This window comes from Microcoleus sp. N9_B4, from assembly GCF_036701635.1.
Classification (GTDB): Bacteria; Cyanobacteriota; Cyanobacteriia; order Cyanobacteriales; family Microcoleaceae; genus Microcoleus.
This window is the reverse complement of the sequence record NZ_JAUBRC010000005.1, coordinates 83,183-106,373: the sequence shown is the minus strand read 5'-3', so window position 1 is coordinate 106,373 and position 23,191 is coordinate 83,183. Positions and strand designations below refer to the sequence as shown.

Below are 23,191 nucleotides of genomic sequence, written 5' to 3'. Positions count from 1 at the left end.
TTTTCTTTAGTTGTAGGGAGTTCTACAACTGAGGGACAATTAGCGAGCATTCATCACAGCTTGATCGGCGGCGTAAACGCACGGGGTTTCTCCGAGGTTTCTGAGGACAACTGACTACTGCCACCTGCCAATTGACTACCGATCGAGCTTGCGCTGAATTTGCCTCAAAGATTGGTACATTTCGGGCAAGCGGTTGTAGACGGCTGCGGCTTTAAGAAATAGTTTGTGGGGAATTGCTGGAACGCCCGTCACGATCGCCCCTGCGGGCACGTCGCTGTGAATTCCGGCTTTAGCAGTGGCGATCGCCCCATCTCCGATTTTGGCTTGATTAGCAATTCCCACTTGACCTGCCAAAATTACATTGTTGCCAATTTTTACCCCGCCTGCCATGCCAACGTGAGCGGCAAACGCGCAATTTTTTCCTACTTGACAGCCATGACCTACGTGTACTAAATTGTCGATTTTTGTATTTTGGCCGATGCGGGTTTCTCCGACAGCGGGCCTGTCGATCGTGCTATTGCAGCCAACCTCAACGCCCTCTTCCAATACAGTGCACCCAGACTGCTCCATTTTCACCCATCCTGTGGCTGTCGGCACGAACCCAAAACCTTCGGAACCAATAGCCGCACCGCTGTGAATCACGCAATTTGCCCCGATGCGAGTACGTTCGTGAATGACACAATTAGCGTGTAAAACAGTGCCTTCGCCTATTTCCGCATCTGGGTAAATTACGACATTTGGGTGAATGCAAACGTTGCTGCCAATTTTGACTTTTGCTTGAATAACGACGTGGGGGCCGATATAGACATTTTCACCAATTTCTGCTGAGGGGTGAACGACGGCTGAGGGATGAATTTCGGATGCTGGGCGAAACGGTTGATAGAAAATGGCGATCGTTTCAGCAAACAGCAATCGCGGATCTGCTGCGGCAATCCAAGCAATGTTGCGATCGTCACATTGAGCTTGGAGGCTTTCATCTGAGGGTAAAATTAAAGCCGAAGCATTTGTAGTGGCTGTATAAGCGGCAAATTTAGCACCTTCTATGTAACTGATTGTGCCCGATGCAGCTTCATCAACAGGGGCCACGCCTGTAATTTCCGGATCGGTAGCAACCGACGCTGTGAGGGTGCGACTGGTGGCTAAGTTAAGTTTTTCTACTATTTCGCTAAACTTCATCTATAAAAAAAATTTTTTGTTAACACAGATGGATCATAGTTAAAATTACCAGCTTTGGAGCACGATCTGAGCAGTTGCCATTTAAAAAACAAGAACCCCGATTTCTGGAAGAAGTCGGGGCTGTAGCGATCGATTATTTTTGGCAATTATTGTACAGAAACTGCATCTACGTCAACTGTGCTGCCTTTGGCTTCAGAAGGGCTGCCGGTGGCTTCGGATGCTGAAGCTGTCTCTGTTTGGCGAGATTTAAAGTAGTCGATCGCCATTTGGGACACTTCGGAAATCAGCAACACAGCAATTGCCACATCGTCAATTTGTCCGATGACGGGGAGAAAGTCTGGGGCTATGTCGATCGGGCTTACCAGATATGCCAGGGTTCCCAGAATAATCCACCAGCGGTATTTGGGGTTGCGGAGGGTGTCGCGGTACCAGTTGTAAACAGATTGTATAGAAAAGTTCATGGGGTTGTCCTCTACTTATATTTTCAATCTTGACAAATTATCGCTCGAAATGCTTGTGGAGATATCCCCCCTAGGGTTGGCAAGAGACTTCTACCTGGGAGTATAGGGAATTGGGCCGGAGGGATTTGTCAAGCTGTGTCGGAAGGGCGGGGACTCTTGACAACGCCCCTACAGAAACCTGACTGATGAAAGGCGATGGAATTAATCTGTGTTTATCTGCGTTGATTTGCAGTTTAAAAAAACATTCATATTAGACCTCTTGCAAAAGTCAAATTTACCCCCCTTAGTCCCCCCTTATTAAGGGGAGAAACAAGAATAATCTTGCTCCCTCCCCTTAATAAGGGGAGGGTTGGGGTGGGGTGCTTTGGATTTTTGCAAGAGTTCTATTGTTGACGGTAGATTCGGCATCTATTACTTGTATATCGTGATTAAAGCAAGTTACTTAAATTGGGATTTTTTAACCGCAGATGTCAGCAGATAAACACAGATGAACGCCGATGGGATTCCTCTGTCTTTATCTGCTGTTTAAAAAAATCTTCATTTCTCTCACTCACGAATCTTGAAAGATCCATTTTTGGTCGCCGATCGCAATTTCGCAACCATTTGGCAGCCAAAAAGGCTCGTTAGCAGCCAGCCTCTGCCCCCCTACAAAAGTGCCGTTGGAACTGCCGCTATCGACAAGCTGATACCGCTGTTTGCCAATTTCGTCGGTGGCGCGGCGGATTTGAGCGTGGTAGCGCGAACTTTGCGGGTCTTGTAATACTAAAGTGTTGGTTGGTTCGCGTCCAATTGTAAAAGGATTGGCTGTTAGGGCGATCGCTTCTCCAGAAAGTTTGTAGATTAAATATGCGGTTGTTTTGCGATCGCTGCTTGCGAGTACGGTTGGTGCAAGTTGGGGAGGATTTCTCCCGGGAGGGAGGCTGTTTTGAGCAAGTTGTTGTGTTAGTTGTTGTAAATCGCGATCGAACCCTGCTGTTGTGTCTGAAGCTGGAAGACTCGCAGGAGAATTACCTGAAATTAAGTTTAACTGCTGTACGGGAGATTGAGGAACAATCGGACGGCCTGCTTCGGCAATTCTCATTTGCAGGGCGGCGGCATTTTCTGCTTCCTGTCGGGCACTCATTCCCTCAACTTGGCGAATAACTCCGTTGGTTTCGGGAAAGCTGACATCGCCAATTCGCACGTCTTCTAAGTTAAAACCTAGAGTATAAAAATCTTGGACGCGATCGAGCAAATTTTGGCGCAGCAACAGCCGTCCTTGACTGATAAGCTGTTGTAGGGGTATTTGCCCGATCGCTAATCCCATACAATCCTTAACTGCACTTGCTAAAACAGCGAGAGGATCGGACAATTCCAAAGCTACTCGTTTCGGATCTATAACTTGATAAATAACAGTCAGGGTGGCATCAATTAAAAATCGATCCTTAGATAAAAAATCTCCGTGCGACTGTACCTCCAAATTGCGGAGTTTGGTGTCTACGATGACAATTTGACACTGTTCCAGCAGGGGAAGGGCGAAGCTGAAATGCCGCCCGGATTTCAGGGTACGCACGGCGCGGCCGTTTTTGACCAACAAACCCGTGTAACCCGCCCCTATAAAGTCCATACTAAACCCGGCCCAGCGTTCTGGAGTTATCGTTTGAATCAGGGGAGAAGCGTTGTTCATGGGAGGGAGTTGAGGGAGGGGAGATTCTATTTTTAGGGTAACAAATTGCTGGGGACGAGCGATCGGGCGGTGTGCCGGTTCCGCAACCTCTATTCTATACTTCTGAACTCCCCCCGATTCAGGTCGGACTGGATCTAGTTTTTATCTAGTTGGTAGTGAGGGCGATCGAAATACTGTTCGTAGGGTGCGTCTGATCCGAAAAACTTGTTGAAATCGAAATAATTAATGTCTAACGCACCCTACTATTTCCTGTAACTGTGACTATTTGTGCTAATATTAAAGAGCTTAAAAATTACCAATTAATAGCCTTTAACTATAATGTCTAAGGAATCAGTCATCACAGAACATATCGAAATTACGCCTGGGGTACTTGGTGGTAAGCCACGCATTGCTGGCCATCGAATTGCTGTAGCACACATCGCCGAAATGTATCTCAAAATGGGAATTTCTATTGAAGAAATTGCCGGCAAGTATGATTTGCCACTGGCCTCAGTTCATGCAGCAATGACCTATTATTACGATCGTAGAGAAGAAATCGATCGTCGCACGGCTGAAAGTCGAGCTATTGTGGAAAAATTAAAGCGTAATAGTCCACCATCTCGGTTACAAGAAAAATTGAGGGCAATTAGAGGTGAGTGAGCAAATTCGTTTTCATTGAGACGAACATATTGACTCTAACATTATGGGCGGTTTGCGTCGTTACGGGATAGATGTGACGACAACAGTTGATGCGGGGTTGCGTACTAAAAGCGATGAGTCACACCTGGCATTTATTCGCGAACAGCAGTTTGCTTTTAATTTATGAAGTGTATGCGCCTGAAGAAATGATCGGAAGGATTGAATATATTTGACATGATTATAAGGCGATCGCACTTTCGGAAAATAAGGGCGATCGCACTTTGAAAAAGCAACAATTGCTACACCCAAAACATTAGGAAACTGCTTTGAGGTATTGCGTTACAGGCTTCAAATCGATGTCATCGTTGTCAGTCAGTATTTTAAATAAATGACGCGGGATGCCGGCTGCAATCAAAATTTCCAAATCGCGATCGAGCTTTGAGAAGTCTTCATAGATACCCACAAACTGACTTACGCAAGCTAAAGATGAATCTTTCGGGTCATTGACTCCCGTGTATTTGTACTGAATATCAAAACCTGCTTTTTCGCCAATTTCTTCGATATCCCAGTCTACAAGTGCCATATCCGTCGCTTCAACGGCTAGGGCAATATGACCGGGCGGTATGGGGTCAAGAGGCTCGCAGCACCAACCCTCAGAATGGTTCCAGACACTCTTACCTTGAGATTCTCGAATTTTCATGTATTTTCCCTCACTGAAAGTAGCAGCGCAACCAGGCTTTGCGGCCGGGGCGAAGGCATTTTTTACCGGTCACTGAAGAGTCTGTACATCAGGATAGGCCAGAATTTTTGCATCAGCAGTTAGTAAGGGACACCCGCAAATCCTCGCAGTTGCCACAATGATTTGATCTGCTGGATCGCGGTGAAAACCCGTGAGTTTAGTTGACTCGACAATGATGGGAATGGTGAGTTCGAGTAGCTGCACTCCGGGATAAGCCAAAGCTTGTTTTAACCACTCATCAACTGTAACGGACAAAGTAAGTCTTCCCATTTCTACTAATTTAGCAACCTCCCAACAAGAAATGATGCTGATTCCTAAACCTTGAGATTGATATTGTTGTATCCAGTCCCGATGTTTCTGAGTCAGTCGTGTGTTATCGTCAACCCACCAAACCCATATATCAGTATCTAGTACAATCATTGTAGCACTTCCCAATCTTCCAAGGAAACCGCAGGTTCAAACGGCTCATCATAGCCAATGACAGTGCCTCGCAAAGGATATAGAAAAGTATTTTTCATGGTTTCATTTACCAAATTTAGATAGCTAATGAATTCTCGATATCCATCCAATTCTGTTTGTTCTTCGGAAGTTAGATTTGATGCTTGTTGTTGAGCTGTTAAAGTTTGAATTCGTTCCTGGGTTTGAATAGAAGCGCTAAATATTAAGAGTCCGTTGACTAACTCAATGCGGACAGAACCTTCGCTGGGCAAGCTGTTGGGTAAGTGAGGCAGCTTGATGGGAAAATTAGCAATCATGGCATTAATTGACTGTATTTGATGTTGATTTTTTCATTATACCGATCGCTCTGTTGAATTTGACAGTGGTTGCCATGCTGAAATTATAGGGCGATCGCACTTTGGGAAGGAAAGGGCGATCGTACTTTCTCTAACTTTACTTAACGGGCTGCCAACTATTGAGAGATTCCCGAATCGAACTTAATTGACTGAGGTACTCAATAAGCTTGGCTTTTTGATCCTCAAGACGAGCTAGAATTTCCGGCGCTTCTGCTTCTTTCGTTTCCCGTTCCTTCAACACGCGATCGAAGTCATTCTGAAACCTGTTGATATAATCATTAATTTGCCGTTCAGCACTTTTAAAATCAGTAGAAACTTGTTGCTCAATCACCTGCTCTAGAAGAAGCTGGCTTCCCGATACATTGTCATCAATTTTTTGTTTGATTTGTTCTACAGTTTGGCGCAAATCAACTTGATAAATAGTACGCTGATCTTGAACTTCTATTGTTTTTTCAATAGGAACGTCTACCGTGTAAGTTTTATCGCCCTTACATAAACTATTTGATTTTTTTGTCCTGCTTTTCTTTTTAACCTCAGTTATCTTTTCAGTCCGGGTAAATACCTCTACTTGACGTTGAATCCCTGCATCAATTCCGGGAAAATCAAAATTCGGAAACTGAATCGGGTTAATATTCAGTCTCACCTGTAAAGTATCACCCAAATAATTAGACAACTCATCAGATATTTTTTGAATATCTTCTTGAATCTTCTCGGCTAACTGCTCTCGGATGCTAGTACCCTCTCGAACTAACTGATCTTGAGTATCTATCCACCAACTTTCAATACTTGGCGCACAAACATCATTAATAGTTTTTAGGATTTTTTGAGCTTCAGTCTGAGTCTTACAACGGATAATGTATGGATCGAACTTTTCAGGCTTATCATCTTGTTCAGAGACAGAACCATTGAAAGTGTCAGGAACAGTTTCACTCAGTTTATCCCATAGAGATGTGCTCAATTTGAATGCTTTGCCTAATCCCTGACCAAAAACAGGGATCAACCCTAATAGTGCTTCTCCAAATTCTCCCACTATTTGTCCGACGAAGCCCATTTTTTCAACTTTTTGCAGTTGTTGGGAAAGAAATTCACTTTTTTTTGGGTTTGGAGAGTTAGCGGAACGTGATCCTGCAATCTTATCTATCTCACTGGTTATCTGAGCTTTAGCTTCATCACGAAATGTGTTAATGCCTTGACTAAATCCTGAAATTAGTATTTGTTTTTGTTGCTCGACAGCTTTTTCTACAGATTTAACTTTGTACCTCGCATTCTCTGAGCGTCTCCTGTAGTCTTCTACTTTTTCCTTGAGGGCTTCAATCCCCATTTCCCAACCCCGGATCTCTGTATTGAGAGTATCCTCAATAGCCTTAGCAGCTTTATCAATTTCTGCCACCACCTCACTCAATAAATTCCATCCAGAATTTTGCATAATCCTTTGAATGACGGTTTCTTGAATGGTTAGGATACCGCTATCTGCTAGTGCTTGCAGTGCTATTTTTTTGGGTGCAGGAATAATCTGGTTTCCTTCCTCATCTTCCGTGGCATACCTAGCACTAAAGAATTTTTTAAAATCTTTTATTTCGCTTTCAGTTGCTTTTCCTTGCTGAATCAGTTTCGCTAGAAGTCCTTGTCGAGAACTAGCAGGGTAAATAACTGGATTGCAAAAGCCAAAACCAACTAACTCTCGCTCTAAATCTTTAATGACATCAGCAATTTCTTTGTCTCTCTCTGTTTTTTGGTCAACTTTATTCAAAATAAAGTAAATTTTTCCCGTGTTTTCGGCTATAAAATCCTTACGATTTTCAACAACATCCTTAAACAAATCAGCAACTGCATTATCTTTGTAGGAAGCGTAGTTTAAAATAAACAGAATGGCATTGCAGGTTCGTAGTGCTTCTAGTGCTGTCTGCTTCAGTGCATTTATGTTGAAGTTTGCAGACTCCCACTCATTAGGGCCGGGAGTATCAACTAAGGTAAAGCCTGTGAGAGAAGATAATTGGCTAATTGCTTCAATCGGATGCTCTATCTCAAAGCGTGTAGTGTTATCAGGATTGCCTTGTTCTCTGATTTCACGGGTACGCTGCAGGAATTTTTGCTGAATTTCGCCAGCGTCACCCTCAACAAGAATGACTGGTTTTCTTTGTCCTTCTCGATACTCTAAAAGTTTAGGAATTTCGCCCGGTTTAATGTGTCGGACATCTGTACGGCAGATAGTACAGGCTGCCGTTTCACTCGCCAGCACATCAGCACCGATGATAGAATTTAAGAAGGTGCTTTTGCCAGCTTTCATTGCTGCAATGACAGCTACTTGATACTTCTGATCTTGCAAAGCCTTTAAAGCTTTTTTAATTTCATCTTCAATGCTTTGTAGCCCTTGACTTTCATCTCCCTGAATGCCGAGCCCCTCTCGAAATTCTGTAAGATATTGTAAGAGGCGATAACCTGTGTCCTTGATGCTGTTGTAGGCTGCTTGGAATTCTTGAGAAGACATAAATTAATAATGGTGAAAAAAAATGACACAAAGATAATTGCCCGCTCATTTCAGTCGGTTTCAACCGACTTTAGTTATTAGCCAGGGACTTAAGTCCCTGGCGCGATTCAAGCTTTAATCAGAAAAAGCCTTGCTGATCCCGTAAAATGCCAAACCAGCCAACGCACCTACGGCTACACCAACGGGCCCAGCTGCAGCACCAATACCAGCACCTCCGCCAACGGCACCAACTGCCGTCAAACCTGTAGCAGCTACCACACCAGCACCCACAGCACCACCCGCAGCAGCGGAACCTGCCGCTTTCGCTATTTCATCACCTTTAGCCATTGAAATACCTCAGTGTAAGGAACAAAAACTAACTGTTTGACTAACGAAAGTTAATTAAACAGGCAAAATTTGAAAGATCGCGATCGCACTTTCCCGCTTTTCTAAGTATTTGCACTTAGACAAGGAGTGGGTAATTTAATACTAAACTACCTATTGTTAGCATACAACTAACAAACGCTAGCAATTTCGGTTATGCTATCGTTAGCCACATCTCACCACACCCGAAAATGGCCTCAAAGGAAGATTTATTTGCCGAAGCCGCGAAACACTGGGACTTAGAAAGGCTGTACCAAGCTTTTGCAGAAGCTAAACGGCAAATTTCTCCTCGATCGCGCAGGGGACTAACAGAAACAGAAAAACTTTACCTCCGAGGATTGCTTTCCGGTTGCAGCCCCGCCGAAATCGCCCGCCAACTGTTTCAGACTTCCAAAAGTGCAGAGGTTTATTTATGTAAAACTTTATACCAATATGTTAAAAAAATCGCTGATGTACCTAACGAACCTGTAGGAAATTGGCGCAATATTTGCGATCGGCTACAGGAAGCCGGATATAAAACTCAGTCTTCTCCTGAATTTAAAATAAATAATTCTGTACCTACAGAAGCATTAGTAAAAATAGTTAATATAGGTTTTGATTCTAATACAGGAACAATTGATATTAACATCCGGGTTTCAATCCCCTCAACTTCAGAAACTCCGAAAACAGAAGACTTGGAGCAAAAAGATTAGATGGGCGATGCCTCTATACTAACTAATCTAACTAAAGTGCGATCGGCCCTAACCCAAACCACAAATACCTAATCTTCATCCCCTATGTTACAGTTATTACAGTATTTGATTCTCAACAAACCCGATGACAATCAAACCGATTCGGTGGGTTGGTGCTGCCCGCGAAGAAATCCAATCTCTTCCTGAAGAAGCCCGAAAAGATGCTGGTTTTGCACTTTGGACGATCCAGCAAGGCATACCACCATCAGACTTTAAACCCATGTCGATAGTAGGCAAAGGCGTTGAAGAAATTCGGATTCGGACAGAAGATGCCTATCGGGTATTCTATATTGCTAGATTTGAAGAAGCTATTTACGTTCTCCATGCGTTCCAAAAGAAAACCCAGAAGACAGCCCAGAAAAATCTCGAAGTTGGACAGAAACGCTACCAACAACTTTTACAAAATCGTTTGAATTTAAGAGAGTCTGAACAATGAGCGAAAATACCATTACCCAAGCGGCTGATAATATCTTTCTCGACCTCGGATTTTCAGCCCAAGAAGCTGATAACTTACTAATCCGATCGCAACTAATGCTAGCCCTGCAAAATCAGATTAAACATCACGGTTGGACAATCGACCAAACGGCTCAACATCTCAAACAGTCAAGCGACGAAATCAAAGCTTTGACTCAAGGTAAAATTGGGCAGTTCTCCGTTGATACTCTGATTGTAATGCTCAACCAAGTAGGGATGACTGTCAAAATCGAAATTTGCCCCAAGGTAGCTTAGGGCGATCGCCTACAATAGAATCAACACCCCTCATCTCAAACACCATGCAAATTGTTTTGCCACCTGAAGCCGAAGCCCTCATACAGCGCCAACTCACCAGCGGCAAATACAACAGCGCGATCGACGTTATCCTTGCAGCGATTAAACTACTCGAACAACAGCAAGATATTTATCAAGGACGACTGCCAGAACTCCAACAAGACGCACTGATTGGCCACCAAGCATCCCAACGCGGTGAAGTCGTAGACGGTGCAACCGCAATGGCACAAATTCGAGCTAATTTGCGATCGCGCGATCGACAGTAAAACAGAATTTCCTAAACAGCCTAAGCAACACCATAGCTCGTAAACTGCCTTGCATAGGGAGGCTGAAGCCCCAAAACAATATCCTCCCGCGCCACACCCATCAGCACTAACTCCTCAGCAATCAGTTCATCGGTTTGATTGCGTTGAATCCAGACTTTCCCATCTCTGATGTCTAAGTGAATCGGGCAACTATAAATCCGATTGTGACCGTCCCAACCTAAATCTAATATCTGATAATGGTCATGTTCGGTGTCAAATACTACCTGGATTTCAATGTCGTCATTGATAGGTTTACTTTTGCTATATTCCATCAGGAAATTGCGAACAATCTGCCGATATTTAGTTAATCTATCCATTCCACAATCACCTCATTAGTAGGGTCGTATACTAACAACTTTAGATCGTACTCAGCTATCGCCGCTTGGGGCAAAGCACGAGAGAAAAATGAATTATAGGCAGCGATGGGAACTGCCAAATAGAGCGATCGATCTGGCTCCAAATTTCTGAGTGCTAGTCGATAATTCAAAAATTGACCGAGGGCTAGGTGGAAATCAAACATAGCTGATTCACTCAGAAAGCTTTTAACCTCCACCGCAATCTTCTGCACACCTCGCTCTGCGGCTAAAAGCTGTTCCGCCCCCAAGTCAATCCTGAGCCGATCGTCTTCGCTAAACTTTAGCTTCAGCGGATCGTGGGTAATTACCCAATTATCCTTCAGGAGAGCGGATTTCACAGACTCATGGAAAACATCCCTAGCCGACATAGACTTTACTCAAAGACCTAGTTTCCATTCTATCCAAACCCACGCACTTAAGAACTTAGCACTAATAGTATTATAACACTCAACCAAAATGCCAAGAATCAAATAAGCGCGATCGCCCTTTCATTCCCAAAAACCGATCGCCCTTTCATTCACCTGACCAAAAAAGCCGCACACTCAACATGAGAAGTCTGAGGAAAGAAATCCGCCGGCTGCACTCGCGCTAACTTATAATCCCCATTTTCGCACAAAATCTTCAGGTCGCGAGCCAAAGTAGCAGGCTTGCAGCTAACATAAACAATGCGATTTGGTTTGATTTCTTTGATAGCTTCCAAAACCGCGCGATCGCACCCTTTCCTCGGCGGATCTAGCAGCACAATATCCGGTGTCAATCCCAATGAAGGCAGCAAACTCTCTACAGTTCCCGCCTGAAAATCGACATTTCTCACGTCATTTAACTCAGCATTTAATTTGGCTTGTTCGATCGCCGCCGATTGCACTTCTAAACCTATCGCTATTTTTACTTGTTTTGCCAGGGGTAAAGTAAAAGTTCCAATTCCGCAGTAAGCGTCAACCAAAACCTCGTTTCCCTGCAAATTCAATTCCCCTACAATCACCTCTAACAAACCTTCAGCCGCCTCTGTATTGACCTGGAAAAAAGTATCGGCTCTTAGCTGAAAATTCATCCCAGCAAAGCTTTCTCGCAGATAAGATCGGCCGGCAATGCAGCGAGTTTCTGTACCAAAAATTACATTGGTTTGAGCGGGATTTATATTCAAACAAACCCCTGCCAGTTGAGGGTATTGTTTCAGCCACTCTGATGCTTGCTCTTCGATTCCCGGCAACTCTCCAGTGCGAACTATTAAAGTTAGAAGCATCTCGCCAGTGCGCCGTCCGATTCGCAAGGACAAGTGACGCAATTCTCCTGTATGTTTCTTTTCGTCGTAGACTGGCCAATCCCGCCAGTGGATGTCTTCTTTGACCTCTTTTAACAAAGGATTGAGGCGCGGGTCTTGCACCGGACACTGATTGAGATTGACTAATTTGTGCGTGCTTTTTTGATAGTAACCTGCTTGGACTTGACCTGTTGCAGATATTGCCACGGGATAAGTCGCTTTGTTGCGGTATCCCAAAAATTGAGGAAATCCCTCGATTTTTCCAGTTAAAATTTCATCAACTTGCAGATTGCTAAATCCGCCAATCCTTTCTAAGGCTTGAATGATTTGATTTTGCTTGGCTGCAAGCTGATATTGATAGTCTACGTGCTGCCACTGACAGCCACCGCACTTGTCGGCCACAATGCAGTTAGCTCGAATGCGGTGTTGGGAGGCTTCCAGAAGTGTGTCCAGCTTGCCTGTAGCATAGGTGGATTTGACTTGCACGAGGCGCACAAGGACTCGATCGCCCGTCACGGTATCGGGCACAAACACTACTAACTCACCAAAACGACCAACTCCGTCGCCGGTGTCTGTCAAGTCGGTAATCTCTATCTCAATCAGTTGACCTTGCTGGCAAGGGTTTGCCAATTTCGTCGAGTTTGGGGTGGGGAATTTAGATTTGGTCACAAGTAGTCGTGGTAGGATTTAATATGGTAATGCAATATCGCTCTCTCTTTCCTGAGATAAGTCGTAGCGAAGAAGCGGGGCGTAAGCCATCGCACTCAAGCTCAATTGCAGGCTGTCTTCCTGCTGCTGAACGTCTTGCTGCTAAAGCCAAGCTTCAACCGGGGAGTCGAGCTTGCCGCGAGTTGCCTCGATCCCGTCGGTGCGATCGGCTGTTGGGGCGATGTAGCAAAAACTCGTTAAACAGTCAAAGTGTCTGCCGACATCCAAACTCTCACTCGCAGTTTTTGAGATTTTCCCGCAGTTCCCTGGAACACAAGGAAACTTGCTTGAACATCAAGCATAACGCTTGGGGAGATTTACCCTCTACTTCTAGGATTGATAAATGTTAGGAGCAAGGCGAGTCTGCGAACCAAGAATCCCGTCGCCAACAGATGGGAATGTTTATTAATGTTATCCTCAAATTTGAATAACAGTCAACGACCCAGGTCTAAAGACACTGGGCTTCTAGCCTAAGACTTAAACCACAGTTGACCAGACTAAGTACCTTGTGTACTACGTTAACGGTAAGAGTTTAAGACCTACCAAGGAATACGAAGCTAGTTCCTTGCTCTAGAAATTTAGGATTAAACAGATTTATTGGGTTAAGTCAGTGTCCTAAATATAGTACCGGCCGTTAACTTTGTCGAAGCTAACATCACCCCGAAAGGGAGGCTCGAAAGAGCAAAACCGTTATGCGATCGCGGGTTGCGAAATTTGAGGTAGTATGGTCAAGAGTGAAACTGCATTACATTCATTACACTCCCATCAAGCAATCCCCGTTTAATGGAAAGATTAACGGCGGTTGAAACCGCCCGCGTCGTTTCCATCTCAGCCCTGAAGAAACTGAGTTTCCCACTTACCGAGTTTTTTTTATGAGCGTAGTTAGCCAATTTATTCTCCAAGCCGACGACGAACTTCGTTATCCCAGTACCGGCGAACTCCAAAGTATCAATGATTTCTTTAAAACCGGAGAACAGCGGGTGCGTATTGCTACTGCGCTGTCTGACAGTGAGAGGAAAATTGTTGAAGAAGCTAGTAAAAAACTCTGGAAAAAACGACCTGATTTTATCTCCCCTGGGGGCAATGCTTACGGCCAGCGCGAACGGGCTTTGTGTCTGCGCGACTACGGCTGGTACTTGCGCCTGATTACCTACGGTATCTTGGCGGGTGACAAAGAGCCGATCGAAAGCATCGGTTTGATTGGCGTTCGGGAAATGTATAATTCTCTGGGCGTTCCTGTTCCTGGCATGGTCGAAGCTATCCGCTGTTTGAAAGAAGCTTCTTTGGCTTTGCTCAATCAGGATGATGCTAAGGAAGCAGCTCCTTATTTTGATTATATCGCTCAGGCAATGTCTTAATTGCTTTGGTGATTGCTTTCATGAATGTGGCGGAGCATTGGCGGGTGATTTTTGGGGTGATTTGATCTCGCAATTGCTCGCAAATGTTTCGCTTCTGTTTTTGGCAAGGAAATCTGCCTAATGCCTGCTAGGAAGCAATGCTGTTTAAGCTTTCCCAGATGTTGAGTTCGTCTTGTCTTTCAATGCACAATTGATTTAAAAAGTCAAGTGTTTTTTTGAGAGATTGTTTTTTGAATTTCCGGCTGTCGTAGTGAATGGATGTTTTGAGCTGCGAGAGTTCTGCAAGAGTGGGGCAGGTTTGGATTTGACATCCACCCCGACCTGAAGGTACGGGGATTCCCAATCATTGCTAATTGGGTTTCTGCTTCATAGCACCAGCCTTCCGAGACTTGCTCTCTTCAGGTCTTACGGTCGCTCCACAGACTGAAACGGCTAGCCCAGCCGCCAAAATATTTTTTGCCGCATTGATATCGCGGTCATGATTAGTCCCACACGTAGAACACTCCCATTCGCGAATGTTCAGCGACAACTTCTCAACAATGTGACCGCAGTTTCCACAGCGCTTAGAACTAGGAAACCAGCGGTCTATTTTTATTAAATCCCGCCTGTACCACTCACACTTGTAGCTTAGTTGGCGAATTAATTCACCCCAACTAGCATCGCTGATAGCAAGAGCTAATTTATGGTTTTTCACCATATTCTTGATAGCTAAATCCTCAACTACAATCGTTTGGTTTTCACGAACGAGTCGAGTCGTTAGCTTGTGCAAGAAATCTTTACGCACATCAGTTATCTGCGCGTGGATTTTTGCTACTCGTTTCCGTGCTTTTTCTCGGTTGTTGCTTCCTTTTTGCTTGCGAGCCAAAGCTTTTTGCTTTCTTTTTAACTTCTTCCGTAGTTGTTTGAAAGGTTTGGGATTGGTGATTTTATCGCCGTCGCTGGTAGCAATCAGGCTGGTAATCCCAACATCCAATCCAATAGCTTTATCTGACTTTGGAAGTGGCTTGATTGTGTAGTCGTCCACGAGGATTGACACGAACCAGAGTCCAGCAGGTGTTAACTTCACCGTAATAGTTGACGGAGTACAACCTGCGGGAATTTGTTTGCTCCAACGAATAGGTAACGGATCGTTACATTTAGCCAAGAATACCTGTCCGTTTTTCCAACGGAAGGCAGACTTGGTAAATTCAGCGCTACCACCGTTATGCTTCTTCTTGAAATTAGGATACTTGGCTCGTCCTGCAAAGAAATTGGTGAACGCTGCCTGAAGATGGCGGAGTCCTTGCTGAAGAGGTACGCAGCTAACATCATTCAAGAAATCAAGTTCTTGCTCTTTCTTCCAGTTCGTCAGCATAGAGGAAGTTTCGCCGTAGCCAACTCTTTCCTGGCGTTCGTACCAAGATTTTGTGCGGTAAGCCAAAGCCTTGTTGTACACTAGCCGAGTACAGCCCATTGTCCGTCGCAAGAGGTTTTCTTGCTCGGCGGTGGGGTAGAATCGGTAGCGGTAGGCTTTTTCCATCTTCACACTCTAGCACGTCTTTTGTGATCTAGTTGGTTTTATGTCGTATATTGTTGTTTATCTGCGGTGATTGATTACCGATCGCCCTTTTGTTTAGCAATTAAAGCTTTAGCTTGCTGCCACAGAGATTCTAACTCTTCTGGGGCATAATCTGACAAAGGTCGATCGCACGCAGCCTCTACCTTCGCAAACCGCTGCACGAAGCGATCGTTTGTTCCCTGCAAAGCAGCCGACGGATCTAAATCGTACCAGCGAGCTAATTGAATCAACACAAACATAATATCTCCCAATTCTGACTGCTGCGCTGCCTTATCCTCGTGTTTGAGAGCGTGTTCAAATTCTGCCATTTCTTCGTGAAATTTATCCCAAACGCCGTCTACACTGTCCCAATCAAAACTCACTTCCGCAGCTTTTTGAGAGATTTTCATCCCGGCGGCGATCGGGGGCAAAGTGCTGGCATAACGGCTCATTTTCGAGGCTAAAGTTGGTGGCTTTTCCGAAGTTGTGCCTTTTTCTGCTGCTTTGATTTTTTCCCAGTTTTCGTTGACTTCATCCACGCTGTTGAGTTCGACATCGCCAAAGACGTGGGGATGTCGCCGAATTAGTTTTTCTATAATGCCCGCAGCGATTTCGGCGAAGCTAAACTGATTCGATTCGCTGGCAATTTGAGCTTGCAGAATTACCTGTAACAGTAAGTCGCCCAATTCTTCGACGATCGCATCTTTATCTCCTTTGCGAATCGCGTCGGCGGTTTCATAAGCTTCTTCGATGATGTGGGGAACTAGAGTTTGGGGAGTTTGGGCTAAATCCCAGGGACATCCGCCGTCGGGCGATCGCAATTTAGCCACAACTTCTATAAGCTCTTTGAGTGCTGTGAGCGATCGACTTTCAGAATTAGACATAATAATTTACCTTTTATATCAACCGCCCAGACGGTTATAACGTTGTTAATGGCTCCAACCATTGATTTTATTACATCTTCCTTCTTCCTTCTTCCTTCTTCCTTCTGCTGATTTTATTACTTCTTCCTTCTTCCTTCTTCCTTCTTCCTTCTTCCTTCTGCTATGGATTTGCTGGAAGTGCGACGGGTTGGTTGGCGTTTGCGCCTCTTAATTGTGCCAGGAGGCCGCAACCCGCTCAATCCTTTTTTTTTGAATCTTTTGTAAGCCGAGCCGCCCCAATCGCTCAGATAGTGGCTCATCGCGCCTAATTCTAAACCGATGTAAACGGCTAAAATTTCGATGTGGTGTTCCCAGATCGATCGTCCGTAACTCAAAACCACATCCTGCCAATTCCCGCCTAAGTTCCCGACTTTTTCGGCAATTGCCAATCCCAACACCCCGAAAACCGCGATCCAGATAGCGAGGTACAAGATTCGCAAAGCAGTGCCGATCAGAGGGCCGTGGGACAAAAAAGAGCGGTGGCGCAGGCTTTTTTGGTACGGGAGCCAAATCGGTTTAAACCATCCCCAGCGCTGATACTGGCAGGAGTAGATATCCAAGTCGGGGCCAAACATCAGCCCGCCGAATAAGAAACTGCCGGAAACGAGCAAAGTCAGGTTGCTGCTCTGAGTCTGGCCAAAGGTGAGGGCTGCCACCAAGGGCAAACTCCACATGGTTATTTGATCGTGGGTGCGGCCAGAGGGCATTTAAAGTTTAGGATTTTTTTTACTTGATCTTTCTGAGTTACTGTGATATGATAAATCCCGGTGAGTGCAATTGGGTGATTAGCTCAGTGGTAGAGCGCCTGCTTTACACGCAGGATGCCGTAGGTTCAAATCCTACATTACCCATCCGATAACTCAATATCAACAGTTTCAGCCGTTTTTAGCCGTCAAGCCGAGAACGGCTGTTGCTGTTGAGGGTTGACTGTTGAATTTGGTGACGACTCAATTTAACATTCTGGGGCGGATGTCTCAAAAGTTGGCACCCAATGCTAGAAAATTAATTTATTGATTTTCTTTTTTAGAACCCTGTATATGAAGCCTAAAATCACTAGCCCGATCGCTTGGCAGCAAGCTGAACTGCTCATGCAGCCAGCGATGATCCGAGTGATCGATAACATCCGCAAACAATTAGAGGAGTCAGTTTGGACGGGTACTTATCAAGAAGTGCAGATTCCCATTCCTGGCTATCAACTAATTTTAGAGCTTCAAGGCGAGCAAAGATGTATCGATATTTGGGAACTTTGCTATCGAGTCTGCTTTGTCAACTACCAGCCCGCCCACAGTCAAATCCAAAGCCAAGAAGTTGTAATTGATACTAGCTTGATTGATGATGAGACTGGCGATGTAGATTGGAATCGTCTTGATGCTAAAGCCAGCCAATTAATCCAAGAAATATTCGCCAATTTGGGCAAATAGTCAGTTGACAGTTGTCAGTTGACAGTTGTCAGTGGTGAGCTTTCCAGCCAACAGCCAACAGCGAACAGTCAACAGTCAACAGTCATCAGTTAGTTAACAGTCAACAGCCAACAATTAACAGTCAACAAAATCTTATGATTCAAGAATTGCACGACATTCAAGCAGCGGCTGGTGCTACTTTTGCAGAGTTAACAACCAAAGAAATTGTGCCAGTTAGTTTTGGTAACGACGCAGAAGCGATCGCAGCAACTAAAAAAGGTGCCGCTTTGTACGATCGCACTCACTGGGGACGCATTCAAATCTCAGACAGCGATCGCCTGCGGTTCTTGCACAATCAAAGTACCAATAACTTTAATATACTCAAACCTGGTCAAGGTTGCGATACCGTTTTCGTCACATCCACCGCCCGGACGATCGACCTCGCCACCGCTTATGCTACAGAAGATGCCGTACTGCTGTTAGTTTCGCCCAACCGCCGCCGCCAACTACTGGAATTGCTCGATCGTTATATTTTTCCAATGGATCGCGTCGAGTTAACAGATTTAACCGATACAACTGTTGCTTTCAGTTTCCTCGGCCCGGAAGCCACTCAACTATTAGAAAAAATCGGAGTTACCGAACTAGAAAATCAACCTTACGCTACTCACAAATTGATAAAAACCCCCCCTCTTTCCCCCCCTTACCAAGGGGGGGATGAAGGGGGGGTTCGAGTTGCGGTTGGTAGCGGTTTAGCAACTCCCGGATACACGTTAATTGCGCCAGCAAGCGATGCAGCAAGCTTGTGGAAGGCATTAGTCCAAGCTGGGGCCGTACCGATGGGCGATCGAGTTTGGGAACAACTGCGAATCGAACAAGGACGCCCCGCCCCTGATTTTGAACTCACAGATGATTACAACCCCCTAGAAGCCCGTCTTTTACACACGATTACCTATGACAAAGGCTGCTACATCGGTCAAGAAACAATTGCCCGGTTGAACACCTACAAAGGAGTGAAACAGGAACTTTGGGGCGTGCAGTTGAGCGGTGCGGTTGAACCCGGAACAGCAGTCACAATCGGAGAGGAAAAAGTCGGCAAACTCACCAGTTTTACGGAAACTGAATCCGGCTTTTTTGGTCTTGCTTACATCCGCACAAAAGCGGGCGGCGAAGGATTGAAAGTGCAGGTAGGAGAAATGACCGGGGAAGTAGTAAACCTGCCTTTCTTAAGTTTGTAAGCTTGGGTTTGTAGTGAGGACTTTATTATTCCTCATAATTTTATGAGGATTGAATTCCTCACTACGAACCTATAGGGGGTATTCTACTGGACATCATAAGCTAGATCAGTGTTTAAACTGCAGGTCAACAAATAATCAAACTCTTGTGGACCATTGCTCCGACGCCGCCCCAAGTATGCAGTTTAAATCCACAATAGCTAATTAAATGATGACATAATCTTCGCCCAAAACAGCTTGACTGACCTGTGGTTCCTGCTCTACTGGGTCGCTGTAATGAGTCTCAATGTGTTGGATGAAACTTTCCCGATAAGCTTTGAGATGCGAGTTAAGTGCTTCGATATCCTGCTCTCCTGTCGCGTAACCCCTCTCTCTTCGGAAGTGACCGGATTCCTTCACAAAAGCCATGTCAACTTGCCACAAAGCCTTATCAATCGGGCGATATGACAAATCAACTATATCGTAAGCTGCGAATCCTTGGGACTTCATAAAACTCATTACCTCATACATCTGACCGAATAAAGTAACTTCTACAATTACATATTCAGTCTGCTGTAAAATCTCAGTTGCTCCTGCTAAAACATCTAATTCCTGTCCGTCTACATCAACTTTAATTAAATACGGGCCTGGCAACTTTCTTTCCCTGCATATTCCATCCAGGGTAATTGCTGGTATGTTTCTCAAATAAGGATTGCTGCTGTCAGTAACGCGACTGTCAGAAAGTGAAGAATGCACCATACCGGGACTGACGTTGAGGGTGAAAACTCCCGATTCTTTGGTCGCTGCTGCAATAATGTATTCTGCACTTTTGAGCTTGCGGCAGATTTTGGCGAGATAAGGTTCATTTTCGGCGATCGGTTCAATTAGCAAATGTCGCGCATCGGGGAAAGTTTCGTAAAGGTTAAAAGTTCCCAATGCCGCACCGACATCAATCACAGTTTTGGGTTCAAAACCTAACTGTTTAGCCAGCAGCAAGCTGCCTGACATCGAGTTTCTGAGAATTCCTGTTTGTTGGTTCACAATTTTTTCCAGATTTCAATGTGGATAAAGTTAATATTATGTCTTGCAGCAGAGTTAGTGTATGTCTGAATAAAGAAACGAAGCAATCGCCGAGGTTTGCGATTGCTTCGTTTCCGATCGCAATGACAGAAATAGGTTTAAACTCAGATGTTGCACCATTGTCAATCAGCTTTTTAGGAACAGGCTTTCCGGCCTGTTCCACACAGAGTGAATTTTCTTGTATAACAGGCATCTTGCCTGTTCTTGAAAATGGTGCAAGATGTGAGTTTCAATGCAACCTCCTACTATTTTGCGGATTTCTGCGCCTTGTTTTCCGATTCGACAGATTGCAAAGCTTCGTCGAGAATAACCCGTGCTTCTTCGGCTTTACTTCTAGCTTCTCGATAGCGGACATTAGCTTGAGCAAAGTTTTTGAGAACCTTGAAACCATCTTTCAAACGACCAATTTCCTCGGCAGTCACAGCCTCATCTGTAAACAAAATGTCGATCGCCGCCCGGATTTTGAGTGCTTCTTCGCGGGATTCCATGACTTTCAATTTGAGACTTGCCAAATTGCTCAAAATCTGGACGGCTTCAGTAATCGCATCCTCGCCGTCAGACGCAGCATCTTCGATATCCTTAACTTCAACAAACTGCTTGGGCCCAAATCCCTCCACGAGTTCCGTAGGCAGCTTGCCCTCATCCATGAGATCCATCAGCCGATCCATCGCTTCTTCCCGGGCTTTGGCTGAATCTTTCCCCTTGACAGTTAAAATAATTTCGGGGCTTTGAGGAAGTGTATAGCGAACCATATTTTGACAGCCTGTGCGCGAAAACAATTGAATGATATTTTATCTTTATTCGATCGCCAGTTGCAGCTATCAATCCGCTCAATTACCAACCGCTTGCCAAAACTTGACCGGAAAACGAGACGCAAGCCCCTGGCTTTAGACACGGGGATAAGTCGGCAGCGGTTTCAACCGCTTTCAGTATTTAACAAATCTTAATACAAGACCAGTATAATTATGCAGGTTCGTGTTGTATCACAATACAATACAATGAGCGTTAATTACAAATCAAACAAAAATGTTGTGTACTCGTGTAAATACCATATTGTGTGGTGTCCAAAATATCGTCGCAAGGTTTTAATTGAAGGTGTTGATGCCCGATTAAAAGAAATATTGTTAGAGGTTGCGACTGAGTTCGGCAGTGAATTAATAGAGATGGAAGTAATGCCAGATCATGTTCACATCTTAGTCGAGTGCGATCCTCAGTTTGGGATTGCCAAACTGATTCGGTACATGAAAGGGCGCTCTTCCAGGTATCTGCGCCAAGAATTTCCTTGGTTAAAAAGTCGATTGCCAACGTTATGGACTAATAGCTACTTTATTGCAACTGTTGGCGGTGCGCCTATCTCAGTAATCAAGCAGTACATTGAGAATCAGAAAAATGTCTAGTTATGGATGTCAGCAAAACCTAATCAATCCAGACCGACAGTTAAGGAGTGTTCTAGAGTTTGTATGTGAAGAGTCGAATAGACTAGCCAACTGCGGGACTTACTATTCTCGGCAATTGTATTTCAAGACTGGGAAAATTCCCGGCAAGTACGACTTGCACAAATTATTCAAGGAAAATCTTCACTTTAAAGCACTGTATTCCCATGTCGCTCAACAGACTTTGACCAGCGTTGCGGAGTCTTTTAAGTCGTACATTGGACTGTTAAAAGGGATCGAGGATGGTACGGTAACGCAAAATCCTAGATTGCCCAAATACCGCAAAAACAGCTTGAAGCTTGTGACGTATCCAAAAGCAGACGTAAAACTAAAAAATGGGCAATTGAGGTTCCCATTAGGAAGCAAGGTTAAGCTATGGTTTGGAATTGGTGAATTCTATTGGCCGATGCCGTCTAACCTGGACTACAAGAAAATTAGAGAGATTCGCATTCTGCCAAGAAATGGGCAATTTTATGCCGAGTTTGTCTACCAAATTCAGTCAACAGCAGTTGAACTAGATGCCAATAAAGCTCTAGGTATCGATCCAGGGTTGAATAATTGGTTAACCTGTATTTCCAACGTAGGAACAAGTTTTATCGTAGATGGACTGCATCTAAAATCATTGAACCAATGGTATAACAAGCGGGTGGCGACGATTAAAGAGCATAAACCTCAAGGCTTTTGGTCTAAGCGATTGGCGAAAATTACGGAGAAGCGGAATAGGCAAGTTAGAGATGCCGTCAATAAAGCAGCTAGATTGATATTAAATCACTGTCTTGAAAACCAAATAGGCACAGTCGTTTTTGGCTGGAATAAGGGGATGCGGCAAGAGATAAATCTTGGTAGTAAAACAAATCAAAACTTTGTGCAAATTCCCACCGCTCGGTTAAAAGATAGAATTTGTCAGCTTTGCGAGCAATATGGCATTCGATTTGTCGAAACCGAAGAAAGCTATACGAGTAAGGCGAGTTTTTTAGATTCGGATGAACTGCCTAAGTTCGGTGAAAAAACTGAAGGGTGGAAAGAATCTGGTAAGCGCATTAATCGCGGATTGTATCGTTCAAAAGATGGAAGCAAAATTAATGCAGACTGCAACGGGGCTGCAAACATTTTGCGAAAAGTAGTGGCAACTTTAGGGCTCTGCCTAAAAGGAGTCAGTAGAGGCGCTTTGATTTCGCCTTTGAAAGTTCGCATCTGGACTCTTCAAGAATCCCCGTCCCTTTAGGGCTGGGGAGTATCAAACATATACACTCAAAAGGAACCCTCGACAATGAAAGATAAATTTCTTAACTTTCTCAACTTGATTTTAGTAGCTGATGTGTTTTTCGTCTTTGCCATTTTTGGGTGGTTTGTGATCGCCGTAGCAGGTCGATCGACCGGGGTGAATCTCGGTTTTGATTTGTGGTACAGTCTGTGGCAGCCCGTATTTAATCCCGCCCTGGGAATTCTTATGGGCGGTGCTATTCTCAGCGGTATAATTAACCAAGTTTCTAAACGCCTCAATCCGAAGTAAAATTGATATTTTGTGGGAGACGGTGATTGGCGATCATACTTAGTTGGCGATCGAGCTTGTGGGATGCGTCAGAGATGAGGCACTCAATTAGGTCGATGAAGCTTGAAAATACACAAGTAGTCAAAAACGAGTGAAACGCTCCCCAAAGGAGCGATATCTTATGAAAGCAATCACAAAAGTTATGATAGCTTTACATTCTGTTACAGAGTAAAGTTTATTTTCGGCTACCTATTTACGTCTAAAATCAGGATTGGACGATCGGGATCTAAAAATATCAACTCATGTTCTGAGGAACAAAAGTC

Annotated in this window: 29 protein-coding genes and 1 tRNA gene; 14 read left to right on the top strand and 16 right to left on the bottom strand. The window is 44.5% G+C overall.

The genetic code is table 11. The features are described from left to right. Positions 1 to 135: 135 nt before the first annotated feature. The 3 genes from lpxD to QUA43_RS04965 form a co-directional block, all read right to left on the bottom strand. On the bottom strand, positions 136 to 1,176 hold the full coding sequence (gene lpxD, locus QUA43_RS04975; RefSeq protein WP_333371543.1) for a UDP-3-O-(3-hydroxymyristoyl)glucosamine N-acyltransferase: 1,041 nt from the start codon (positions 1,174 to 1,176) through the stop codon (positions 136 to 138). Positions 1,177 to 1,322: 146 nt separating this feature from the next. Continuing rightward, a complete protein-coding gene (locus tag QUA43_RS04970) occupies positions 1,323 to 1,637 on the bottom strand; it encodes a YkvA family protein (RefSeq protein WP_333286162.1) in 315 nt (104 codons plus the stop codon). A 550-nt stretch (positions 1,638 to 2,187) separates the two neighbouring features. Beyond that, complete coding sequence (locus tag QUA43_RS04965; RefSeq protein WP_333371541.1) at positions 2,188 to 3,303, bottom strand: SPFH domain-containing protein; 1,116 nt, start codon at positions 3,301 to 3,303, stop codon at positions 2,188 to 2,190. Positions 3,304 to 3,621: 318 nt separating this feature from the next. On the opposite strand from QUA43_RS04965, the gene QUA43_RS04960 reads away from it, so the two are divergent. Continuing rightward, positions 3,622 to 3,942 carry a DUF433 domain-containing protein gene (locus tag QUA43_RS04960; protein WP_333371539.1) on the top strand — a complete coding sequence of 107 codons (321 nt, stop codon included), beginning with the start codon at positions 3,622 to 3,624 and terminating at the stop codon, positions 3,940 to 3,942. 292 nt (positions 3,943 to 4,234) lie between these two features. Here the strand turns inward: QUA43_RS04960 and QUA43_RS04955 are convergent, their stop codons facing one another. From QUA43_RS04955 to QUA43_RS04935, 5 genes are all read right to left on the bottom strand, one after another. Next, positions 4,235 to 4,621 carry a hypothetical protein gene (locus tag QUA43_RS04955; protein WP_333371537.1) on the bottom strand — a complete coding sequence of 129 codons (387 nt, stop codon included), beginning with the start codon at positions 4,619 to 4,621 and terminating at the stop codon, positions 4,235 to 4,237. Positions 4,622 to 4,690: 69 nt separating this feature from the next. Beyond that, complete coding sequence (locus QUA43_RS04950) at positions 4,691 to 5,080, bottom strand: type II toxin-antitoxin system VapC family toxin (protein WP_333371536.1); 390 nt, start codon at positions 5,078 to 5,080, stop codon at positions 4,691 to 4,693. After that, a complete protein-coding gene (locus QUA43_RS04945; protein ID WP_333371534.1) occupies positions 5,077 to 5,415 on the bottom strand; it encodes a hypothetical protein in 339 nt (112 codons plus the stop codon). The genes QUA43_RS04950 and QUA43_RS04945 overlap by 4 nt, the downstream gene beginning before the upstream one ends. 136 nt (positions 5,416 to 5,551) lie before the next feature. Further along, positions 5,552 to 7,942, bottom strand: a complete 2,391-nt coding sequence (locus QUA43_RS04940) for a dynamin family protein (RefSeq protein ID WP_333371532.1) — start codon at positions 7,940 to 7,942, stop codon at positions 5,552 to 5,554. Positions 7,943 to 8,056: 114 nt separating this feature from the next. Continuing rightward, positions 8,057 to 8,269, bottom strand: coding sequence for a hypothetical protein (locus QUA43_RS04935; RefSeq protein WP_190738034.1), 213 nt, complete (start codon positions 8,267 to 8,269; stop codon positions 8,057 to 8,059). Positions 8,270 to 8,496: 227 nt separating this feature from the next. Between QUA43_RS04935 and QUA43_RS04930 the strand changes: the two genes are divergently transcribed. The 4 genes from QUA43_RS04930 to QUA43_RS04915 all read left to right on the top strand — a co-directional run bounded on the left by QUA43_RS04930 (position 8,497) and on the right by QUA43_RS04915 (position 10,070). Further along, positions 8,497 to 8,997, top strand: coding sequence for a DNA-binding response regulator (locus QUA43_RS04930; protein WP_333371530.1), 501 nt, complete (start codon positions 8,497 to 8,499; stop codon positions 8,995 to 8,997). 124 nt (positions 8,998 to 9,121) lie between these two features. Further along, positions 9,122 to 9,472 (top strand): type II toxin-antitoxin system RelE/ParE family toxin, encoded by a 351-nt coding sequence (locus tag QUA43_RS04925; protein WP_333195501.1) that lies wholly within the window; start codon positions 9,122 to 9,124, stop codon positions 9,470 to 9,472. Beyond that, on the top strand, positions 9,469 to 9,765 hold the full coding sequence (locus QUA43_RS04920) for an XRE family transcriptional regulator (protein WP_333366032.1): 297 nt from the start codon (positions 9,469 to 9,471) through the stop codon (positions 9,763 to 9,765). Before QUA43_RS04925 ends, QUA43_RS04920 begins: the two co-directional genes overlap by 4 nt. Further along, on the top strand, positions 9,747 to 10,070 hold the full coding sequence (locus QUA43_RS04915; protein ID WP_333371528.1) for a type II toxin-antitoxin system ParD family antitoxin: 324 nt from the start codon (positions 9,747 to 9,749) through the stop codon (positions 10,068 to 10,070). The genes QUA43_RS04920 and QUA43_RS04915 overlap by 19 nt, the downstream gene beginning before the upstream one ends. A gap of 20 nt (positions 10,071 to 10,090) precedes the next feature. On the opposite strand, the gene QUA43_RS04910 is transcribed toward QUA43_RS04915, so the two are convergent. The 3 genes from QUA43_RS04910 to rlmD form a co-directional block, all read right to left on the bottom strand. After that, entirely contained in the window at positions 10,091 to 10,426 is a 336-nt protein-coding gene (locus QUA43_RS04910) for a XisI protein (protein ID WP_333371526.1), read from the bottom strand. After that, a complete protein-coding gene (locus tag QUA43_RS04905) occupies positions 10,414 to 10,833 on the bottom strand; it encodes an element excision factor XisH family protein (protein ID WP_015178784.1) in 420 nt (139 codons plus the stop codon). Before QUA43_RS04905 ends, QUA43_RS04910 begins: the two co-directional genes overlap by 13 nt. A gap of 149 nt (positions 10,834 to 10,982) precedes the next feature. Next, positions 10,983 to 12,395 carry a 23S rRNA (uracil(1939)-C(5))-methyltransferase RlmD gene (rlmD, locus tag QUA43_RS04900; protein WP_333371525.1) on the bottom strand — a complete coding sequence of 471 codons (1,413 nt, stop codon included), beginning with the start codon at positions 12,393 to 12,395 and terminating at the stop codon, positions 10,983 to 10,985. A 105-nt stretch (positions 12,396 to 12,500) separates the two neighbouring features. Between rlmD and QUA43_RS04895 the strand changes: the two genes are divergently transcribed. Further along, the gene (locus QUA43_RS04895; RefSeq protein WP_333119299.1) at positions 12,501 to 12,635 is read left to right on the top strand and encodes a hypothetical protein; all 135 of its coding nucleotides are present in this window, start codon (positions 12,501 to 12,503) and stop codon (positions 12,633 to 12,635) included. 671 nt (positions 12,636 to 13,306) lie between these two features. Further along, the gene (locus tag QUA43_RS04890; RefSeq protein ID WP_333030077.1) at positions 13,307 to 13,792 is read left to right on the top strand and encodes an allophycocyanin subunit alpha-B; all 486 of its coding nucleotides are present in this window, start codon (positions 13,307 to 13,309) and stop codon (positions 13,790 to 13,792) included. 349 nt (positions 13,793 to 14,141) lie between these two features. Here the strand turns inward: QUA43_RS04890 and QUA43_RS04885 are convergent, their stop codons facing one another. From QUA43_RS04885 to QUA43_RS04875, 3 genes are all read right to left on the bottom strand, one after another. Next, positions 14,142 to 15,311: an RNA-guided endonuclease TnpB family protein gene (locus QUA43_RS04885; protein ID WP_333371524.1), complete on the bottom strand. Its 1,170-nt coding sequence runs from the start codon at positions 15,309 to 15,311 to the stop codon at positions 14,142 to 14,144. Positions 15,312 to 15,385: 74 nt separating this feature from the next. Then, positions 15,386 to 16,213, bottom strand: a complete 828-nt coding sequence (mazG, locus tag QUA43_RS04880) for a nucleoside triphosphate pyrophosphohydrolase (protein WP_333371523.1) — start codon at positions 16,211 to 16,213, stop codon at positions 15,386 to 15,388. 116 nt (positions 16,214 to 16,329) lie between these two features. Further along, on the bottom strand, positions 16,330 to 16,959 hold the full coding sequence (locus tag QUA43_RS04875; protein ID WP_333371522.1) for a metal-binding protein: 630 nt from the start codon (positions 16,957 to 16,959) through the stop codon (positions 16,330 to 16,332). Positions 16,960 to 17,031: 72 nt separating this feature from the next. Here QUA43_RS04875 and QUA43_RS04870 point away from each other — a divergent pair. The 3 genes from QUA43_RS04870 to ygfZ all read left to right on the top strand — a co-directional run bounded on the left by QUA43_RS04870 (position 17,032) and on the right by ygfZ (position 18,887). Then, a tRNA-Val gene (locus tag QUA43_RS04870) sits at positions 17,032 to 17,103 on the top strand. A 186-nt stretch (positions 17,104 to 17,289) separates the two neighbouring features. Further along, positions 17,290 to 17,673, top strand: a complete 384-nt coding sequence (locus tag QUA43_RS04865; protein WP_333305988.1) for a hypothetical protein — start codon at positions 17,290 to 17,292, stop codon at positions 17,671 to 17,673. Between the two features lie 134 nt (positions 17,674 to 17,807). Beyond that, a complete protein-coding gene (gene ygfZ, locus QUA43_RS04860) occupies positions 17,808 to 18,887 on the top strand; it encodes a CAF17-like 4Fe-4S cluster assembly/insertion protein YgfZ (RefSeq protein ID WP_333371521.1) in 1,080 nt (359 codons plus the stop codon). A gap of 201 nt (positions 18,888 to 19,088) precedes the next feature. Here the strand turns inward: ygfZ and QUA43_RS04855 are convergent, their stop codons facing one another. Continuing rightward, complete coding sequence (locus QUA43_RS04855) at positions 19,089 to 19,904, bottom strand: FkbM family methyltransferase (protein ID WP_333371520.1); 816 nt, start codon at positions 19,902 to 19,904, stop codon at positions 19,089 to 19,091. Between the two features lie 284 nt (positions 19,905 to 20,188). Continuing rightward, complete coding sequence (locus tag QUA43_RS04850) at positions 20,189 to 20,695, bottom strand: hypothetical protein (RefSeq protein ID WP_333371519.1); 507 nt, start codon at positions 20,693 to 20,695, stop codon at positions 20,189 to 20,191. Between the two features lie 27 nt (positions 20,696 to 20,722). On the opposite strand from QUA43_RS04850, the gene QUA43_RS04845 reads away from it, so the two are divergent. From QUA43_RS04845 to QUA43_RS04830, 4 genes are read left to right on the top strand one after another with little or no spacing between them, the layout of a single operon-like run. Further along, positions 20,723 to 20,890, top strand: coding sequence for a hypothetical protein (locus tag QUA43_RS04845; RefSeq protein ID WP_333371518.1), 168 nt, complete (start codon positions 20,723 to 20,725; stop codon positions 20,888 to 20,890). 51 nt (positions 20,891 to 20,941) lie between these two features. Then, the gene (gene tnpA / locus QUA43_RS04840; protein WP_333371718.1) at positions 20,942 to 21,340 is read left to right on the top strand and encodes an IS200/IS605 family transposase; all 399 of its coding nucleotides are present in this window, start codon (positions 20,942 to 20,944) and stop codon (positions 21,338 to 21,340) included. After that, a complete protein-coding gene (locus tag QUA43_RS04835) occupies positions 21,333 to 22,601 on the top strand; it encodes a transposase (RefSeq protein ID WP_333371517.1) in 1,269 nt (422 codons plus the stop codon). The genes tnpA and QUA43_RS04835 overlap by 8 nt, the downstream gene beginning before the upstream one ends. Before the next feature lie 45 nt (positions 22,602 to 22,646). Continuing rightward, a complete protein-coding gene (locus tag QUA43_RS04830; RefSeq protein ID WP_333052315.1) occupies positions 22,647 to 22,889 on the top strand; it encodes a hypothetical protein in 243 nt (80 codons plus the stop codon). The last annotated feature ends 302 nt before the right edge of the window (positions 22,890 to 23,191 follow it).

Bases quoted from the DNA above. Each gene is read 5' to 3' on its own strand.
- lpxD (WP_333371543.1), bottom strand. From the start codon at position 1,176: ATGAAGTTTAGCGAAATAGTAGAAAAACTTAACTTAGCCACCAGTCGC.
- QUA43_RS04970 (WP_333286162.1), bottom strand. From the start codon at position 1,637: ATGAACTTTTCTATACAATCTGTTTACAACTGGTACCGCGACACCCTC.
- QUA43_RS04965 (WP_333371541.1), bottom strand. From the start codon at position 3,303: ATGAACAACGCTTCTCCCCTGATTCAAACGATAACTCCAGAACGCTGG.
- QUA43_RS04960 (WP_333371539.1), top strand. From the start codon at position 3,622: ATGTCTAAGGAATCAGTCATCACAGAACATATCGAAATTACGCCTGGG.
- QUA43_RS04955 (WP_333371537.1), bottom strand. From the start codon at position 4,621: ATGAAAATTCGAGAATCTCAAGGTAAGAGTGTCTGGAACCATTCTGAG.
- QUA43_RS04950 (WP_333371536.1), bottom strand. From the start codon at position 5,080: ATGATTGTACTAGATACTGATATATGGGTTTGGTGGGTTGACGATAAC.
- QUA43_RS04945 (WP_333371534.1), bottom strand. From the start codon at position 5,415: ATGATTGCTAATTTTCCCATCAAGCTGCCTCACTTACCCAACAGCTTG.
- QUA43_RS04940 (WP_333371532.1), bottom strand. From the start codon at position 7,942: ATGTCTTCTCAAGAATTCCAAGCAGCCTACAACAGCATCAAGGACACA.
- QUA43_RS04935 (WP_190738034.1), bottom strand. From the start codon at position 8,269: ATGGCTAAAGGTGATGAAATAGCGAAAGCGGCAGGTTCCGCTGCTGCG.
- QUA43_RS04930 (WP_333371530.1), top strand. From the start codon at position 8,497: ATGGCCTCAAAGGAAGATTTATTTGCCGAAGCCGCGAAACACTGGGAC.
- QUA43_RS04925 (WP_333195501.1), top strand. From the start codon at position 9,122: ATGACAATCAAACCGATTCGGTGGGTTGGTGCTGCCCGCGAAGAAATC.
- QUA43_RS04920 (WP_333366032.1), top strand. From the start codon at position 9,469: ATGAGCGAAAATACCATTACCCAAGCGGCTGATAATATCTTTCTCGAC.
- QUA43_RS04910 (WP_333371526.1), bottom strand. From the start codon at position 10,426: ATGGATAGATTAACTAAATATCGGCAGATTGTTCGCAATTTCCTGATG.
- QUA43_RS04905 (WP_015178784.1), bottom strand. From the start codon at position 10,833: ATGTCGGCTAGGGATGTTTTCCATGAGTCTGTGAAATCCGCTCTCCTG.
- QUA43_RS04890 (WP_333030077.1), top strand. From the start codon at position 13,307: ATGAGCGTAGTTAGCCAATTTATTCTCCAAGCCGACGACGAACTTCGT.
- QUA43_RS04885 (WP_333371524.1), bottom strand. From the start codon at position 15,311: ATGGAAAAAGCCTACCGCTACCGATTCTACCCCACCGCCGAGCAAGAA.
- mazG (WP_333371523.1), bottom strand. From the start codon at position 16,213: ATGTCTAATTCTGAAAGTCGATCGCTCACAGCACTCAAAGAGCTTATA.
- QUA43_RS04875 (WP_333371522.1), bottom strand. From the start codon at position 16,959: ATGCCCTCTGGCCGCACCCACGATCAAATAACCATGTGGAGTTTGCCC.
- QUA43_RS04865 (WP_333305988.1), top strand. From the start codon at position 17,290: ATGAAGCCTAAAATCACTAGCCCGATCGCTTGGCAGCAAGCTGAACTG.
- ygfZ (WP_333371521.1), top strand. From the start codon at position 17,808: ATGATTCAAGAATTGCACGACATTCAAGCAGCGGCTGGTGCTACTTTT.
- QUA43_RS04850 (WP_333371519.1), bottom strand. From the start codon at position 20,695: ATGGTTCGCTATACACTTCCTCAAAGCCCCGAAATTATTTTAACTGTC.
- tnpA (WP_333371718.1), top strand. From the start codon at position 20,942: ATGAGCGTTAATTACAAATCAAACAAAAATGTTGTGTACTCGTGTAAA.
- QUA43_RS04835 (WP_333371517.1), top strand. From the start codon at position 21,333: ATGTCTAGTTATGGATGTCAGCAAAACCTAATCAATCCAGACCGACAG.
- QUA43_RS04830 (WP_333052315.1), top strand. From the start codon at position 22,647: ATGAAAGATAAATTTCTTAACTTTCTCAACTTGATTTTAGTAGCTGAT.